Source organism: Pseudomonas mendocina, assembly GCF_003008615.1.
Lineage (GTDB): Bacteria > Pseudomonadota > Gammaproteobacteria > Pseudomonadales > Pseudomonadaceae > Aquipseudomonas > Aquipseudomonas mendocina_C.
Genome location: NZ_CP027657.1, coordinates 4,513,056 through 4,527,680, shown reverse-complemented (window position 1 = coordinate 4,527,680; position 14,625 = coordinate 4,513,056). Strand labels below are relative to the sequence as shown.

Genomic DNA, 14,625 nt, shown 5'->3' with positions numbered 1-14,625 from the left:
GGCGCGTTATAGTCGCGGTCTGAATTTCTGCTGCGGGTCGGCCCCGCGCGTTACCGTTCCGAGGATTTTCCGATGAAGTTCGAAGGCACCCAGTCCTACGTCGCCACCGACGACCTCAAGCTCGCGGTAAACGCCGCCATCACCCTGCAGCGCCCGCTGCTGGTCAAGGGTGAGCCGGGCACCGGCAAGACCATGCTCGCCGAGCAGTTGGCCGATGCCTTCGACGCCCGCCTGATCACCTGGCACATCAAGTCCACCACCAAGGCGCACCAGGGCCTCTACGAATACGATGCGGTCAGTCGCCTGCGCGACTCGCAGCTCGACTCCGACAAGGTTCACGACGTTCGCAACTACATCAAGAAAGGCAAGCTGTGGGAGGCGTTCGAGTCGGACGAGCGTGTGATCCTGCTGATCGACGAAATCGACAAGGCCGATATCGAGTTCCCCAACGACCTGTTGCAGGAACTCGACAAGATGGAGTTCTACGTTTACGAGACCAACGAGACGATCAAGGCCAAGCAGCGCCCGATCATCATCATCACCTCGAACAACGAAAAGGAACTGCCGGACGCCTTCCTGCGCCGCTGCTTCTTCCACTACATCGCCTTCCCGGATCGCGACACGCTGAAGAAGATCGTCGACGTGCACTACCCCAACATCAGCGGCGAACTGGTGGCCGAAGCGCTGGATGTGTTCTTCGACGTGCGCAAGGTGCCGGGCCTGAAGAAGAAGCCCTCGACCAGCGAACTGGTGGACTGGCTCAAGCTGCTGATGGCCGACAATATCGGCGAAGCCGTACTGCGCGAGCGCGACCCGACCAAGGCCATCCCGCCGCTGGCTGGCGCCCTGGTGAAGAACGAACAGGACGTGATGCTGCTCGAGCGCCTGGCCTTCATGGCACGCCGCGCCTCGCGCTGAAAATCGGGCTGCTGCGCGTCGGCCATGCTGCGTTGGAATCAGGTTCGAAATGCTCATGTACAAAAGTACACTCCGCTTCCTCACCTGATTCCGCCTTGCCTGGCTCTAGCCCGCAATCCCTTGCACCGAGTGATCGAAGAGCCGTTCCCCGGCAATAGGCTCTAGCGCAACGCTCCAGAGCCAATCAATAAACGAGGCCGCAGCCATGCTGCTTAACCTGTTCAACGAAATGCGCGCGGCCAAGGTGCCGGTGTCGGTACGCGAGCTGCTCGACCTGATCAACGCGCTCAAGCACAACGTCGTGTTCGCCGACATGGACGAATTCTATTACCTGGCGCGCGCGATCCTGGTGAAGGACGAACGTCACTTCGACAAGTTCGACCGGGCCTTCGGCGCCTACTTCAAGGGCCTGGAAAACCTCAACGAACACATCGAGGCGATGATCCCCGAGGAATGGCTGCGCAAGGAATTCGAGCGCCTGCTGAGCGACGAGGAGAAAGCGCAGATCCAGAGTCTCGGCGGCCTGGACAAGCTGATCGAGGAGTTCAAGAAGCGCCTCGAGGAGCAGAAGGAAAAGCACGCCGGCGGCAACAAGTGGATCGGCACCGGCGGCACCAGCCCGTTCGGCTCAGGCGGCTACAACCCGGAAGGCATTCGCGTCGGCGATGCCGGCAAGCGCCAGGGCAAGGCTGCCAAGGTATGGGATCAGCGCGAGTACAAGAACCTCGATGACCAGGTCGAGCTGGGCACCCGCAACATCAAGGTGGCGCTGCGCCGCCTGCGCAAGTTCGCCCGCCAGGGCGCTGCCGAAGAGCTCGATCTGGACGGCACCATCGACCACACGGCCAAAGACGGTGGCCTGCTCAACATCCAGATGCGCCCGGAACGACGCAACACGGTCAAGCTGCTGCTGTTGCTGGATATCGGCGGCTCGATGGATGCCCACGTCAAGGTCTGCGAAGAGCTGTTCAGTGCCTGCAAGACCGAGTTCAAGCATCTTGAATATTTCTACTTCCACAACTTCATCTACGAGAGCGTGTGGAAGAACAACATGCGCCGCACCAGCGAGCGCACCTCGACGATGGATCTGCTGCACAAGTACGGCGCCGACTACAAGGTAGTGTTCGTCGGTGACGCGGCCATGGCGCCCTACGAGATCACCCAGGCCGGTGGCAGCGTCGAACACTGGAACGAGGAAGCCGGCCACGTCTGGATGAAACGCTTCACCGAGAAATTCAAGAAGATCATCTGGATCAACCCCTACCCCAAGGACACCTGGAACTACACCGCCTCCACCGGCCTGGTGCGAGAGCTGATGGAAGAGCGCATGTACCCGCTGACCCTGCAGGGACTGGAAGATGGCATGAAGTACCTGTCCAAGTAGGGCATCGAGCCGCAACGAAAAACGCCGCGAAACCTGCAAGGGGTTCGCGGCGTTTTTGTAGCCCGGATACAATCCGGGAGCGCTTGTGAGGCTGGGCCCCGGATTGCATCCGGGCTACGGGTTTTCAGCGCTTGTCCGCATCATCAGGCTTGTTCAGATCCATCACCGTCTGTGCTGGAGCCTGCACCGGCTCCTGCGGCGGAGTCTCGACTGCTGCGGCCGCCACCGGCTCGCTCACAGGCTCGGACACGCTGTCCTTCTTGCGCAGGCCAATACGCTTGAACAGCCATCCGCCCACTACCACCGGGATGAACCAGAACTTCTTCAGCAGTACCAGCAGCATGGCCAGCAGGCCGGTCTTGGCGGCCACCTTGCCAGCGACCAGTGCACCCAGGCCATAAGCGGCGACGGTATCCAGATCCGGGTCGAACTCGGCATAACGCTGCCCCGGGTTGAAGTCGGTCGCCGCCAGCACGGCCGGTACGCTGGCCTCGATTTCAGCCAGTTGATCCATATTGGCGACGAAATTCAGCACCAGCACACCCTTACGGCCAAGCACACGGATGTTGTAGTTCAGGGTGTTGACCTCGCTGTCGCCGAACTTCAGCTCCTTGGCCCAGTGCAGTTTCTTGCCCGCAGCATCGTAGTGCGGTGCGGCGGCCCAGCCGACCAGCTCGACGGCCTCATAGCCGTTTTCCTCACGCCAGGTGTTGGCCTCGCGCATGTCGGCCTGCATGTCCTTGAGCATATCGCTGTAATCGATATCCGCGGCATCCTCGTCGGAGACATAGCCGCTGTCTTCGTACTCGACGGTCACGCCCCAGGATTCGTCGGCCAGTGGCGACACACCAGCCGGCAGGATCATGCCCAGCGGCGGAACATCATCCGGCGGGTTGCCCCAGCCGTCGACGAGCAGACGCTGGGCATTCTCGCCATCGAGAAAAACCAGCGAATCGGGAAGATTGAGGGTGGCCAGGTCATTGCCCAGAACGATGCGCCCGGTCTTGAACTCCAGGCTGGCAACGAATTCTTCGGGGCTGATCCACTGCGCCGACTCATCGGTCTCGACACTTTCCTCGGTGACCACAGCGTTTTCTGGCTCGGTCTCGGGGTTGGCATAGGCGGCGGACGTGAATGGCAGGACAGCAGCCAGCGCGGCTGCCAGGATCGAATCCTTGATCGACATGGAAACTCCAGTAATACGAGGGGTAAATGTAACGTCCTATTACATTAACACGCCCCGCCTCGCATTCAGGCGAACTAGCGCAACTTTTTGCGGGCTGCCATGCACGGAAGGCCACTCTGCGGGCCGTCGCTCCTCGGGCTCAAAGACTTCTCCCGGAAGCTTTTTGCCTTCAGCGCCAGTGTCGCTGCTGCGCTCGCCGGGTTTGCCCAGCCCCGAACATCCAGCTGAACAGCAGCACCAGCAGCTCCGCCAACCAGGCCAGCAGCACGGCGCAGATCACACCCCAGAGAATCGCATCCGGGGTGAACAGCACCTGATAGCGGTACGCCTGCAGGGTTTCGCTGAACAGGTCATGATCGGCGCCCGTCGCCAGATGCCAGGCCTGGGCGTACCAGGGCCCCTGCATGGCCAGCCATTCGCGTTCCAGCAAGGCTGCACGCTGCACCAGATGGCCGACACTGCTGGCATCGCTGCGCATCACCGGATCGTCGCTGACACGGTAATGCGCCACCAGGGCGTCCATATCGCCCTTGAAGAACTTCTGCGCGGTGTCCTGAAAGCCTTTGAGGCTCTGCTGCGACTCCAGGCGATGGGCCTCGACTCGCTTGGCATAGTCATCGATGAAACCCGGCACCTGCACACCGAGCAGCAACCCGAAGGCGAACAACGTCAAACGCAGATAGCTTCTCAGCATGAAGTCAGGCCTTGCCGTGAGTGATGCATTCGCCGCGGCGCCACAGACGCCATTCGCCTGGCTGGTACAGCGACCATTGTTCGTTATCGGTCAACGGCTCGGTAGCGATGACCGTCACCACATCATTGGGTGTGGTTTCCGATTGGAAGTCCACCTTAAGATCGGCGTCCTTGAGCTGCGCCGGGCCGAACGGCGCACGGCGAGTGATGTGCGCCAGCTTGCTCGAGCAGAAACTGAACAACCAGTCGCCATCGCTGAGCAGGCAGTTGAATACGCCGAGCTGGCGGTATGCCGCACACGCGGCGACCAGCACTGGCAGCAGCATTTCCACCGAGACCGGTTCGGGAAAGGCGCGGCGCACCCGGTTGAGCAAGTCGCAGAACGCCGCCTCACTGTCGGTATCACCCACTGGCCGATAGAAGCTGGTCGAGCCCTGCAGCCCAGCCAGTTGGCCGTTATGCGCGAAACACCAGTTGCGCCCCCACAGCTCACGCGTGAAGGGATGGGTGTTGACCAGGCAAACCTTGCCGACGTTGGCCTGACGAATATGACCGATCACTACCTCGCTCTTGATCGGATAGCGCTGCACCAGTTGCGCTACCTCGGACTCGCTGCTCGCCCGCGGATCCTGAAACACGCGCAGGCCACGGCCTTCGTAGAAACCGATACCCCAACCATCGCGATGCGGGCCCGTACGGCCACCACGCTGCATCAGCCCGGTGAAACTGAAAACGATATCGGTGGGGACGTTGGCGCTCATGCCGAGCAATTCGCACATCGGGTCAAATCTCCTTGCTGAGCACAAGACGCAGTTGCTCGGCTTCGGCCTGCAGACGCGCCTCGATTCGCTTGCGGCCCAGTGGCAGAAAACGCACCAGCAAACGCCAGAGCAAGGCTGGCAGATCACCGGGGCGCCGTGGAATCAGGTGCAGATGCAAGTGTGGTACATGCTGGTTGGAATCAGGGCCATCGTTGATCACCAGGTTGATGCCTTCACGACCATAGCCGGCAGTGCGCAAGGCCGCGGTGACTCTGTAGGACAGGGCCAGCAGGCGGTCTCGCACGCCTGCGGGCAGATCCTTGAGAAACGGCGCGTGGGCACGGCTGACGATCAGGACATGTGCAGGGCGCATGGGAAAGATATCCAGCAGGACGATGAAATCATCATCCTGATACAGCTGATGCGCCGGTAATTGGCCGGCGGCAATGGCACAGAACACACAAGTCATGAGGCCTCCATCCGTGATGGCCATCATGCTGAACGGCTAAGCGAATGGCTGCAAGGGGTCAGAGACGCGGTTCGACCCGGCCACCACGTTCGTAGCGGTGCTCCAGACGCTCATCGCCCTGCTCCATCAGCTCACGCAGGGTTCGCGGGTCTTCGTCTTCGGCCACGGGTTGCTCCTGCCGGCCCTGCCACCAACGCTCGATGGGCCAGCGGATGGCGACGAATACCAGATAGACGGCGAAAGCGATCAGGCAATAGAGGGTCAGATCTGCCACCGCCCGCCAGGCGTTGTTGCCCACTTTGAGCAGTACGTCCATGGCCGTGACCGCGATGGACGGCGCGAACAGGTCACGCGACGGATCGACGATGGTCGGACTCAGCAGCAACACCGCGACCAGCACCCGCAGCGGCTCGCGCAGGTAGCGCCACATCCAGCGGGTCATGCGCATCCATACCAGCAGGCAGCCCAGCGCGGCGACGCCGTAGGCGGCCCAGGCCAGGAGGTAGTCGTTTTCGTTCATCATAAGCAGGTGCCGGCATGGCAGGTCTGGCAAAGGGGCGCTTATGATAGCGGCTTTTACTCGGCTCGGCGCCCCTGCCGGGCACTTCTGAAAACCTGGCCGATCCCATGCGCGCGAGTTTCAACGCAGCGATGCCCATGCCGGTTGTTTTTCGAACGTGCCCCGAGCGCCGCCCACCCGCTTTGGAGTTGCGCCATGACCTCTGCCCCCCTCGCCCGCCAGGAAGCCGGTAACGATCCCTATCACTGGCTGGAAAACCGCGACACCGACGAAGTGCTGGCGTATCTGCAGGCGGAAAATGCGTATCTGGATGCCGTGCTGGAACCGCAGCAGGCACTGCGCGAGAAACTCTTCGAAGAGATCAAGGGGCGCATCCGCGAAACCGATCTGTCGCTGCCCACGCCCTGGGGCGATTACCTGTACTACCAGCGCACCACGGCTGGCGACGAGTACCCACGCCATTACCGCTGCCGTCGCCCGTCAGACGGCACCCTGGAGGTCGACGCCGCCAGCGAAAACCTGCTGCTCGACCCCAACGCACTGGCGGACGGCGGCTTCCTGGCCATCGGCGCCTTCAGCATCAGCCCCGATCAGCGGCGCCTGGCATACAGCCTCGACACCAGTGGCGACGAAATCTACCGCCTGTTCGTCAAGGAGCTGGAGGATGACTCGATCAGCGAGCTGCCCTTCGATGACTGCGACGGCAGCATGACCTGGGCGGGCGACAGCCAGACGCTGTTCTTCACCGAACTGGACGACACCCACCGCCCATGCAAGCTGCATCGTCACCGCCTGGGCACACAGGTCGCCGACCTGGTATTCGAGGAAGCCGACGGTCGCTTCTTCCTGCATTGCTACCGCTCCAGCTCCGAACGCCAGCTGATCCTGCAACTGGGCAGCAAGACCACCAGCGAAGTCTGGGTGCTCGATGCAGAGCAGCCGCAGGGCGATTTCATCTGCCTGGCGCCACGCGAAGAGAATCACGAATACGATGCCGACCACGGCATGCTGGACGGTCAATGGTGCTGGCTGATCCGCAGCAACCAGAGCGGCATCAATTTCGCCCTTTACCGCGCAAGCGAAGCGAACCCACAGCGCGCGCACTGGCAGCAGATCCGCGCCCATGATCCGCAGATCATGCTCGAAGGCGCCACCCTCAACCAGCGCGCCATCGTACTCGCACTGCGCGAGGGCGGACTGCCGGTGCTGGAAGTACAACCGCAGTGCGCTGCCAGCTATCGCGTGCAACTACCGGATGCCGCGTACAGCCTCTATGTACAGGACAGCCTGGAGTTTCACAGCGATGTGATTCGCCTGCGCTACGAAGCCCTCGGCCGTCCGGCGCAGGTACGCCAGCTGGAGCTGGCCACAGGTGCACAGCGAGTGCTCAAGCAGACGCCGGTAGAAGGCCCGTTCGACGCGGATGCCTACGAAAGCCGTCGCCTGTGGGCGACCGCGGCCGATGGCACGCAGGTGCCGATCAGCCTGGTGGCGCGCCGCGAGGTATTCGCTGCAAGCACACCGGCACCGCTCTATCTCTATGGCTACGGGGCTTATGGCGAAAGCCTCGATCCATGGTTCTCCCACGCGCGCCTGAGCCTGCTGGAGCGCGGTTTCATCTTCGCCATCGCCCATGTCCGCGGCGGCGGCGAAATGGGCGAGGCCTGGTACCGGGCCGGCAAGCTGGAGCACAAGCAGAACACCTTCGATGACTTCATCGCCTGCGCTGAATGCCTGATCGATGCAGGATTGACCCGCCCGGCGCAGCTGGCGATCAGCGGTGGCAGCGCCGGTGGCCTGCTGATCGGCGCGGTCGTCAACCAGCGGCCAGAGCTGTTCGCCGCGGCGATTGCCGAAGTGCCCTTCGTCGACGTGCTCAACACCATGCTCAACCCGGATCTACCGCTGACGGTCACCGAATACGACGAATGGGGCGATCCGAACCAGAGCGAAGTGTTCCAACGCATCAAGGCCTATGCCCCCTACGAGAACGTGCGCGCGCAAGCCTATCCGGCGATCCTGGCAGTGGCCGGCTACAACGACAGTCGAGTGCAGTACTGGGAAGCCGCCAAATGGGCCGCCAAGTTGCGCGCGAACAAGACCGATGACAACCTGCTGCTGCTCAAGACCGACCTCGGCGCCGGCCACGGTGGTATGAGCGGGCGTTATCAGGGCATCAAGGACGTGGCGCTGGAGTACGCGTTTGTACTCCGCGTACTGGGGATTACCGCCGCAGCGTGACGGGCAGACTGGCAAGCAGCCTGCGCTCGGTCAATCCTGCTTACGCTGTCCATCCAGCCCCTGGCTGTTGCGGCGCAGCTGTTGATCCAGTTGCGGAATCGGCTGATCGCCAGTGGATTTCGGCGCAGCCCCAGGGGGCGTTTGTCCCTGGGGCGGTGGCAAGAGGGGCGCCGATCCCTGGCGCTTGATCGTATTGGGCGTGGACGGCTGGCCGTAAGGCTGTGGCGTCGCAGTGCCCGGCGCACCCGCTCCAGGCGTGGACGGCATACGCATCGGCTCCTGAGCCCAGGCCAGACCGCCAAGGCTGGAGGCCAGCATCATCATGGCGAACAGAGGGAAGCGCATGACATATCTCCTGTGCAGCTGGCTTTCGTTCTATTCTGGCAACATATCCAGCCAAGCGTTCACCTTCAGATAACAGGTTCTGTCATGAGCACCAGCAACAACCGCTACTACCTGTCCGCCCAGGCCGAAGAAGGCTACCGGCAGAAAGCGCTGAAAATGTACCCCCATGTCTGCGGCCGCTGCGCCCGCGAGTTCTCTGGCAAGCGCCTGAGCGAACTGACCGTGCATCATCGCGACCACAACCACCACAACAACCCGGCGGATGGTTCCAACTGGGAGCTGCTGTGCCTGTTCTGTCATGACAACGAACACTCGCGCTACACCGACCAGCAGTATTTCGCCGAAGGCTCCACGGCCAGCCCCCAGTCCGCCAAATCGACCTACAAGGCCTTTGGCGATCTGGCCAGCCTGCTGAAAAAGGACTAGGGCCCGGCAGTCAGCACCGTATAATCGGATCTTTTGCGAGTGCCACCGTGGCCAACAAGAGATACGCCTGCATCGGCCTGTTCAATCCGAAATCGCCGGAAAATGTCGGTTCCATCATGCGTGCGGCGGGCTGCTATGGCGTCAGCTCGGTGTTCTACACCGGCACCCGCTATGACCGCGCCAAGGATTTCATCACCGATACCAAGAAGGTTCACCAGGATATCCCGCTGATCAACATCGATGATCTGCGCAAGATCCTGCCGCTGGGCTGCACACCGGTGGCGGTGGAGCTGGTCGATGACGCCCGCGCCCTGCCCGCCTACACCCATCCCGACCGGGCGCTGTACATCTTCGGCCCGGAAGACGGCTCGCTGCAGCAGGAGATACTCGACTGGTGTGGCGGTGAAGTGGTGTACATCCCGACCCAGGGCTGCATGAACCTTGCAGCCACAGTCAATGTGGTGCTCTATGACCGCTTGGCCAAAGGTAACAACACCCGCTCCGGCCCCTTGTTCTGACTCGAACCGCGGGATAGGGCCGGAACGGTAATGCTCAACGCAACAACCGCGTATCCAGCGTCTTCGACGGCCCACCGATGACGTTCTCGGTGATGTCGATGAAGTCCTTGGTGCTGACCCTGTCCAGGCGCATCAGGCCACGGGTGACGTCGTCCAACGACATGTTCCCCTTCTCCTTGGTCTTCTGGCGAATCTCCCGATCCAGCTCCTGCAACAGCAACACGGCCCGCGCGGTAACGGGGCCACTGGCGTTGTCGGTACGCAGACTGTTGACCGGTTTGCTCCAGCGAATCAGTTGTTCGCGAATCTTCTGATAGCGATCCTCGCTGATCCCCCCCGCACGGCGCATCAACTCGATGGCGTAGTACTCGGCCAGCCCCTCGGCGATCCAGTCACTGCGGTCGCGCCCATAGATGCGGCCGAACACATGCACCAGCTCATGCACCAGCGAACTGGTGCCGTTCTCGCTCACCAGCGGTCGATCCGCGTGCATGAAATAGGAGTTGGACGCAGACAGGCCGCCGCGCCACATCGGATCCCCGGCCCCAACAATCAGCAGCTTATCCGGATCACGCGGGAACACCTGCTGCATCTGCGGCCAGACAAAAGTAAGGAAAGTCATCACGTCCATACGCCGCATGCCCTCGCCCACCGGCGCGGAAATGGCGACCTCGGTGTCGCCCAGACGGGTGCGACGGGTACCCAGTTTGCCAGCGAGCATCCAGCCGGTAGGACGGTCGAACTTGCGCTGCGGGTTGTCGATGCGGAATCGATTATTGCCGATACGCGGCCAGCCGGTTTCCACGCTCTTCCAGCCCTTGGGCAGTTCGAACTGCAGACGCGCCACCAGATCGGTCTTGTCCACCTGGTCGAGCACGGCGGCCGGCACCAGGTCATCTCCACGGAACAACGCCCAATCCGGGGTCATACGGGCGTCAAAACGCCCCGGCTTGCGCTCATGATCGATCTGCACGCGGTAGCTCAACGTGCTCTTGCCCTTGGCTGGCTGCCACTTGCCACGCCCCGGCGCTTCCTCCGACCACTGGCCGTCAGCCTTGAAGTCGCTGTAACGGCCCTGCTCACCCAGGTTGAAGTCCAGACTACGGATTCGCTCGCCTTTTTCCACGGTGATGCTGACCTCGGCCTGAGCGCTCTCCGGCAGGAAGCGCACCTGATAATCCAGATCGACCTTCTGCGTTGCCGCCCAGGTCGGCAGGCTAAGGCTCAATAACAGTAGAGACGAGTACAGAGGCAAACGAGACAAAGGCAGCATGCAGGGCTCCTGATGCGAATGGGCAATTGGCCATAAGACAGCCGCGCTACGGTGCAATTCCGTGGCTGAGCGAGAGAATTGCCACGAAGCCGTGGCGTGAATCAACCCGCGCGAAAAATCAAATGCTCTTCCCAGTCGTCCTCGGCCACGCTGTTCTCACTGAGCATACGCCCGGACTGGGAGATGCGCTCGGCGTGCACGGCGTCTGGGTCGCCACAGACCAGGTGATGCCAGGACGGTAGATCCTTACCCTCGCTGACCAGACGATAGGCGCAGGTCGGCGGCAGCCATTGGAACTGATCGGCCTGCGCTGGCGTGAGCTGGATGCAATCGGGCACGTGCTGGAAACGGTTGGCGTAGTCGCTGCAACGACAGCTGTTGAGATCGAGCAGCTTGCAGGCGATACGCGTGTAATACACGGCGCCATCGTCCTCGTCTTCAAGCTTCTGCAGGCAGCACAGCCCACAGCCGTCGCACAGCGATTCCCACTCCTGCTGATCGAGCTGAGCGAGCGTCTTGTGTTTCCAGAAAGGTTCGACTTGAGCGGCCATGGAGAGAAGTATGGACTCGACGGAGAAAAAGCGCGGCAGTCTAGCCTGAGCGATCAACGCGGCCAAGCTGGCAACGCTGCAATGAAAAAGCCCGATGCGCAGGCATCGGGCTTTTCGGTGTCCCCGCGATCAGCGGTTGGCGGAGCTGCGCCCCGGTTTCTTCTTGGTCTGCAACAGGTGCGAGAACACTGCGTGCAGGTCGTCCGAGGCGCTTTCCTCGTCCAGGTTCAGCTTGCTGTCGATGTGATCCATGTGATGCATCATCAGCTGTACCGCACGCTCGGCGTCACGGGCCTCGATGGCATCGATCAGCTGGTTGTGCTCGTCGTAGGAGCAGTGGGAACGGCTGCCGCTTTCATACTGGGCGATGATCAACGAGGTCTGCGACACCAGGCTGCGCTGGAAACTCACCAGCGGCGCGTTACGCGCGGCCTCGGCCAGCTTGAGGTGGAACTCGCCGGAAAGACGGATACCGGCGCCGCGGTCACCGCGGGAGAAGCTGTCCTGCTCGTCACGCACCATCTGGCGTAACTCGGCCAGTTGCTCGGCGGTGGCATGCTGCACCGCCAGCTCGGTGATGGCGCGCTCGACCAGGCGACGCGCATAGAAGATCTGCCGGGCTTCATCGACGCTGGGGCTGGCCACCACGGCTCCCCGATTCGGGCGCAGCAGTACAACGCCCTCGTGAGCCAGGCGCGAGAGTGCACGGCGGATGATTGTGCGGCTGACGCCGAAGATCTCACCCAGCGCTTCTTCGCTCAACTTGGTGCCAGGCGCCAGGCGCTGCTCGAGAATGGCATCGAAGATGTGGGCATATACGACATCATCCTGAGTCCCGCTACGGCTGCTTTTGCCAGTACGCGGCTGCTTCTTGAGGGGCTGCAATTGATCGTTCATTCTGGCTCGCGTCAATGAGAGTCGCCGACACTGCGACTCTACTGTGTTCTACCCGGTAGCTGACAAGCTCCGGGAGGAAAAACCTCGGAAAAAATTGGGTTAATTGTACACAAACTAATCACGCACTACACCTGTAGTTGTCTGACATCGTAGCTGAGACTGCAAAAACCTCCTCACTGAACCCAGTCATCATTCAAACCCTTTCCTTATATAAGCAGTACTTCTCAGGCCATTAGTAGATAAACGCCTCGAACGCCCCATCTGAAGCGTGCTCCAGCGCTTTTCCTGGCACTCGCACGAAAATCCAGCATCTATCTGTTTTAAAAGCATTTTTAATAAAAACTGAGCAGCGATTGTCGTCAAATCCACGCATTTCCGTGGCAAGAATCGCCCAAAGTTCGATTTCCGCAACAGTGAAAACATTAATTGCATTTTTTGTATACAACAGCATAATCGCGCTCGAGTGACTTCTTGACCGCTCGGTCAACAACTTAGCCAGGAAGCACCGCAAAAACACCGCCTGCCTCAGAGAGCCATTGTCCTTGCGCAACGCTCTGGGCGGTACACAACAAGAGAGATGAGGAGTACCCGCTGTGGAAAGCGTCAAACAAGAACAACACGCGACTCAACTGGAAAGAGCCGGCCTACTCGACCGCCTCTTCAAATTGACCGAGCACCGCACCACCATCAAGACCGAGCTGCTGGCCGGCCTGACGACCTTCGTCACCATGGCCTACATCATCTTCGTCAACCCCAACATCATGGCCAGCGCCGGTATCGACCACGGAGCGGCTTTCGTCGCTACCTGCCTCGCCGCGGCTGTCGCCAGCATCCTCATGGGCCTATACGCCAACTGGCCGGTGGGCCTGGCTCCGGGCATGGGGCTCAACGCATTCTTCACCTACACCGTCGTCGGCGAGATGGGTTACAGCTGGGAAGTGGCACTGGGCGCGGTGTTCATCGCCGGCTTGCTGTTCATGATTCTCAGCCTGTCGCGCATTCGCGAGTGGTTGCTCAACAGCATCCCCACCAGCCTGCGCTTCGCCATGGGTGCGGGGGTCGGTCTGTTCCTCGGCCTGATCGGCCTGAAGACGGCAGGTATCGTCGTCGATAGCCCGGCTACCCTGCTGACCATGGGTTCCTTCCAGCAACCTGCCACCCTGCTGGCAGCAGTCTGCTTCCTGGCCATCTGCGTGCTCAGCCACCGCAATGTGTTCGGCGCCATCCTCATCAGCATGCTCGGTGTCACCGCTATCGGCTGGGCACTGGGCCTGGTGGAGTATGGTGGCGTGATCTCGATGCCACCGAGCCTAGAACCCACCTTCCTGGCGCTCGACATCACCGGCGCGCTGGAGGTGGGCATGATCAGCGTGATCCTGGCCTTCCTCTTCGTGAACATGTTCGACACCGCCGGCACCCTGATGGGCGTCGCCCATCGCGCCAACCTGGTGGATGAGAATGGCCATATCAAGGATCTGTCCAAGGCGCTGAAGGTGGACAGCACCGCAGGTGCATTCGGCGCAGTGGTGGGTTGCCCGCCGGTGACCAGCTACGTCGAGAGCGCTTCGGGCGTTGCCGCAGGCGGCCGCACCGGCCTGACCGCGGTGACCGTTGGCGTGCTGTTCCTGGTGGCGATGTTCTTCGCCCCGCTGGCCGGCATGATCCCCGCGTACGCCACCGCTGGCGCGCTGATCTACGTGGCGATGCTGATGATGAGCGGCATGGCGCACATCGACTGGAAGGATCACACCGATACCATCCCAGCCATCGTCACCGTGGTGATGATGCCGCTGACCTTCTCCATCGCCAATGGTATCGCCCTGGGCTTCCTCACCTACGCCACGCTGAAGCTGCTGACCGGTCAGCGCGACAAGGTATCGCTGAGCCTGTACCTGCTGTGCATCATCTTCATCGCCAAATTCGCCTTCCTCTGACGGCAAGCTGCATGCGCTGATCGAGACCCCGGCCACGTGCCGGGGTTTTCGTTTACCCCATCAACGCCAGACAGAAGAGCCACTTGAATGCAATCCGCAGCCATGTTGCCGCCCCGCCCCGGATTGCATCCGGGTTACGTCGACGTATATCGGTAGGGTGCGCCATGCGCCCCGAGTCCGCACGCAGCACCATGGGATTCATCCAACCCGGTGTGCGCGGCGCACCCTACATACCCATGCCTAGCTCTTGGCCAACGGACATTTACCGACCCACTCCCCTAATTGCATCTGGGCTGCGCCAACGTTCGTCGGTAGGGTGCGCCATGCGCACCGAGTCGGCACGCGACACCATGGGATTCATCCAACATGGTGCGCGCGGTGCCCCCTACGGCACCTGACATCGGGGGTGTCGCTCACCCATACGGCAACCTCGGGCAGGACTTGGCCCTGGCAAAAACATCCGCATAAAAAAGCCCGCAGTGTGAGCGGGCATAGGGACTCAAACGAGT

The 14,625-nt window shown here is 61.4% G+C and carries 15 protein-coding genes and 1 pseudogene; 6 read left to right on the top strand and 10 right to left on the bottom strand.

Annotated features, from left to right (window positions below; all coding sequences use genetic code 11):
• Positions 1-72 precede the first annotated feature (72 nt).
• Together C7A17_RS20945 and C7A17_RS20940 are read left to right on the top strand one after the other, a co-directional pair.
• On the top strand, positions 73-918 hold the full coding sequence (locus tag C7A17_RS20945; protein WP_106740045.1) for an AAA family ATPase: 846 nt from the start codon (positions 73-75) through the stop codon (positions 916-918).
• 205 nt (positions 919-1,123) lie between these two features.
• Positions 1,124-2,302: a vWA domain-containing protein gene (locus tag C7A17_RS20940; protein ID WP_106740043.1), complete on the top strand. Its 1,179-nt coding sequence runs from the start codon at positions 1,124-1,126 to the stop codon at positions 2,300-2,302.
• A 124-nt stretch (positions 2,303-2,426) separates the two neighbouring features.
• On the opposite strand, the gene C7A17_RS20935 is transcribed toward C7A17_RS20940, so the two are convergent.
• From C7A17_RS20935 to C7A17_RS20915, 5 genes are all read right to left on the bottom strand, one after another.
• Positions 2,427-3,488, bottom strand: a complete 1,062-nt coding sequence (locus C7A17_RS20935) for a DUF2167 domain-containing protein (protein ID WP_106740040.1) — start codon at positions 3,486-3,488, stop codon at positions 2,427-2,429.
• A gap of 169 nt (positions 3,489-3,657) precedes the next feature.
• Positions 3,658-4,182: a DUF2937 family protein gene (locus tag C7A17_RS20930; RefSeq protein ID WP_106740038.1), complete on the bottom strand. Its 525-nt coding sequence runs from the start codon at positions 4,180-4,182 to the stop codon at positions 3,658-3,660.
• Positions 4,183-4,186: 4 nt separating this feature from the next.
• Positions 4,187-4,960, bottom strand: coding sequence for a class II glutamine amidotransferase (locus tag C7A17_RS20925; protein WP_106740036.1), 774 nt, complete (start codon positions 4,958-4,960; stop codon positions 4,187-4,189).
• Positions 4,961-4,964: 4 nt separating this feature from the next.
• Complete coding sequence (locus tag C7A17_RS20920; protein WP_106740033.1) at positions 4,965-5,411, bottom strand: HIT family protein; 447 nt, start codon at positions 5,409-5,411, stop codon at positions 4,965-4,967.
• A gap of 58 nt (positions 5,412-5,469) precedes the next feature.
• Positions 5,470-5,934: an MFS transporter gene (locus tag C7A17_RS20915; protein ID WP_106740030.1), complete on the bottom strand. Its 465-nt coding sequence runs from the start codon at positions 5,932-5,934 to the stop codon at positions 5,470-5,472.
• A 192-nt stretch (positions 5,935-6,126) separates the two neighbouring features.
• Between C7A17_RS20915 and C7A17_RS20910 the strand changes: the two genes are divergently transcribed.
• Complete coding sequence (locus tag C7A17_RS20910; protein WP_106740027.1) at positions 6,127-8,172, top strand: S9 family peptidase; 2,046 nt, start codon at positions 6,127-6,129, stop codon at positions 8,170-8,172.
• 30 nt (positions 8,173-8,202) lie between these two features.
• Here the strand turns inward: C7A17_RS20910 and C7A17_RS20905 are convergent, their stop codons facing one another.
• Positions 8,203-8,517, bottom strand: coding sequence for a hypothetical protein (locus C7A17_RS20905; RefSeq protein ID WP_106740025.1), 315 nt, complete (start codon positions 8,515-8,517; stop codon positions 8,203-8,205).
• Between the two features lie 126 nt (positions 8,518-8,643).
• Here C7A17_RS20905 and C7A17_RS20900 point away from each other — a divergent pair.
• Positions 8,644-8,943 (top strand): annotated as a pseudogene (locus C7A17_RS20900) (YajD family HNH nuclease); the annotation flags it as partial.
• 47 nt (positions 8,944-8,990) lie between these two features.
• Positions 8,991-9,461 (top strand): RNA methyltransferase, encoded by a 471-nt coding sequence (locus C7A17_RS20895; RefSeq protein WP_106740020.1) that lies wholly within the window; start codon positions 8,991-8,993, stop codon positions 9,459-9,461.
• Between the two features lie 34 nt (positions 9,462-9,495).
• Here the strand turns inward: C7A17_RS20895 and C7A17_RS20890 are convergent, their stop codons facing one another.
• The 4 genes from C7A17_RS20890 to C7A17_RS20875 all read right to left on the bottom strand — a co-directional run bounded on the left by C7A17_RS20890 (position 9,496) and on the right by C7A17_RS20875 (position 12,633).
• Positions 9,496-10,734, bottom strand: coding sequence for a hypothetical protein (locus C7A17_RS20890; RefSeq protein WP_394337049.1), 1,239 nt, complete (start codon positions 10,732-10,734; stop codon positions 9,496-9,498).
• A 101-nt stretch (positions 10,735-10,835) separates the two neighbouring features.
• On the bottom strand, positions 10,836-11,285 hold the full coding sequence (locus C7A17_RS20885; protein ID WP_106740017.1) for a YcgN family cysteine cluster protein: 450 nt from the start codon (positions 11,283-11,285) through the stop codon (positions 10,836-10,838).
• A 129-nt stretch (positions 11,286-11,414) separates the two neighbouring features.
• A complete protein-coding gene (locus C7A17_RS20880) occupies positions 11,415-12,182 on the bottom strand; it encodes a GntR family transcriptional regulator (protein WP_106740015.1) in 768 nt (255 codons plus the stop codon).
• 232 nt (positions 12,183-12,414) lie between these two features.
• Complete coding sequence (locus C7A17_RS20875) at positions 12,415-12,633, bottom strand: hypothetical protein (protein ID WP_106740012.1); 219 nt, start codon at positions 12,631-12,633, stop codon at positions 12,415-12,417.
• Positions 12,634-12,775: 142 nt separating this feature from the next.
• Between C7A17_RS20875 and C7A17_RS20870 the strand changes: the two genes are divergently transcribed.
• Positions 12,776-14,116: an NCS2 family permease gene (locus C7A17_RS20870; RefSeq protein ID WP_106740010.1), complete on the top strand. Its 1,341-nt coding sequence runs from the start codon at positions 12,776-12,778 to the stop codon at positions 14,114-14,116.
• Positions 14,117-14,625: the final 509 nt, after the last annotated feature.

Coding starts and splice junctions, on each gene's coding strand:
- C7A17_RS20945 (WP_106740045.1), top strand. CDS start 73: ATGAAGTTCGAAGGCACCCAGTCCTACGTCGCCACCGACGACCTCAAG.
- C7A17_RS20940 (WP_106740043.1), top strand. CDS start 1,124: ATGCTGCTTAACCTGTTCAACGAAATGCGCGCGGCCAAGGTGCCGGTG.
- C7A17_RS20935 (WP_106740040.1), bottom strand. CDS start 3,488: ATGTCGATCAAGGATTCGATCCTGGCAGCCGCGCTGGCTGCTGTCCTG.
- C7A17_RS20930 (WP_106740038.1), bottom strand. CDS start 4,182: ATGCTGAGAAGCTATCTGCGTTTGACGTTGTTCGCCTTCGGGTTGCTG.
- C7A17_RS20925 (WP_106740036.1), bottom strand. CDS start 4,960: ATGTGCGAATTGCTCGGCATGAGCGCCAACGTCCCCACCGATATCGTT.
- C7A17_RS20920 (WP_106740033.1), bottom strand. CDS start 5,411: ATGACTTGTGTGTTCTGTGCCATTGCCGCCGGCCAATTACCGGCGCAT.
- C7A17_RS20915 (WP_106740030.1), bottom strand. CDS start 5,934: ATGATGAACGAAAACGACTACCTCCTGGCCTGGGCCGCCTACGGCGTC.
- C7A17_RS20910 (WP_106740027.1), top strand. CDS start 6,127: ATGACCTCTGCCCCCCTCGCCCGCCAGGAAGCCGGTAACGATCCCTAT.
- C7A17_RS20905 (WP_106740025.1), bottom strand. CDS start 8,517: ATGCGCTTCCCTCTGTTCGCCATGATGATGCTGGCCTCCAGCCTTGGC.
- C7A17_RS20890 (WP_394337049.1), bottom strand. CDS start 10,734: ATGCTGCCTTTGTCTCGTTTGCCTCTGTACTCGTCTCTACTGTTATTG.
- C7A17_RS20885 (WP_106740017.1), bottom strand. CDS start 11,285: ATGGCCGCTCAAGTCGAACCTTTCTGGAAACACAAGACGCTCGCTCAG.
- C7A17_RS20880 (WP_106740015.1), bottom strand. CDS start 12,182: ATGAACGATCAATTGCAGCCCCTCAAGAAGCAGCCGCGTACTGGCAAA.
- C7A17_RS20875 (WP_106740012.1), bottom strand. CDS start 12,633: ATGCTGTTGTATACAAAAAATGCAATTAATGTTTTCACTGTTGCGGAA.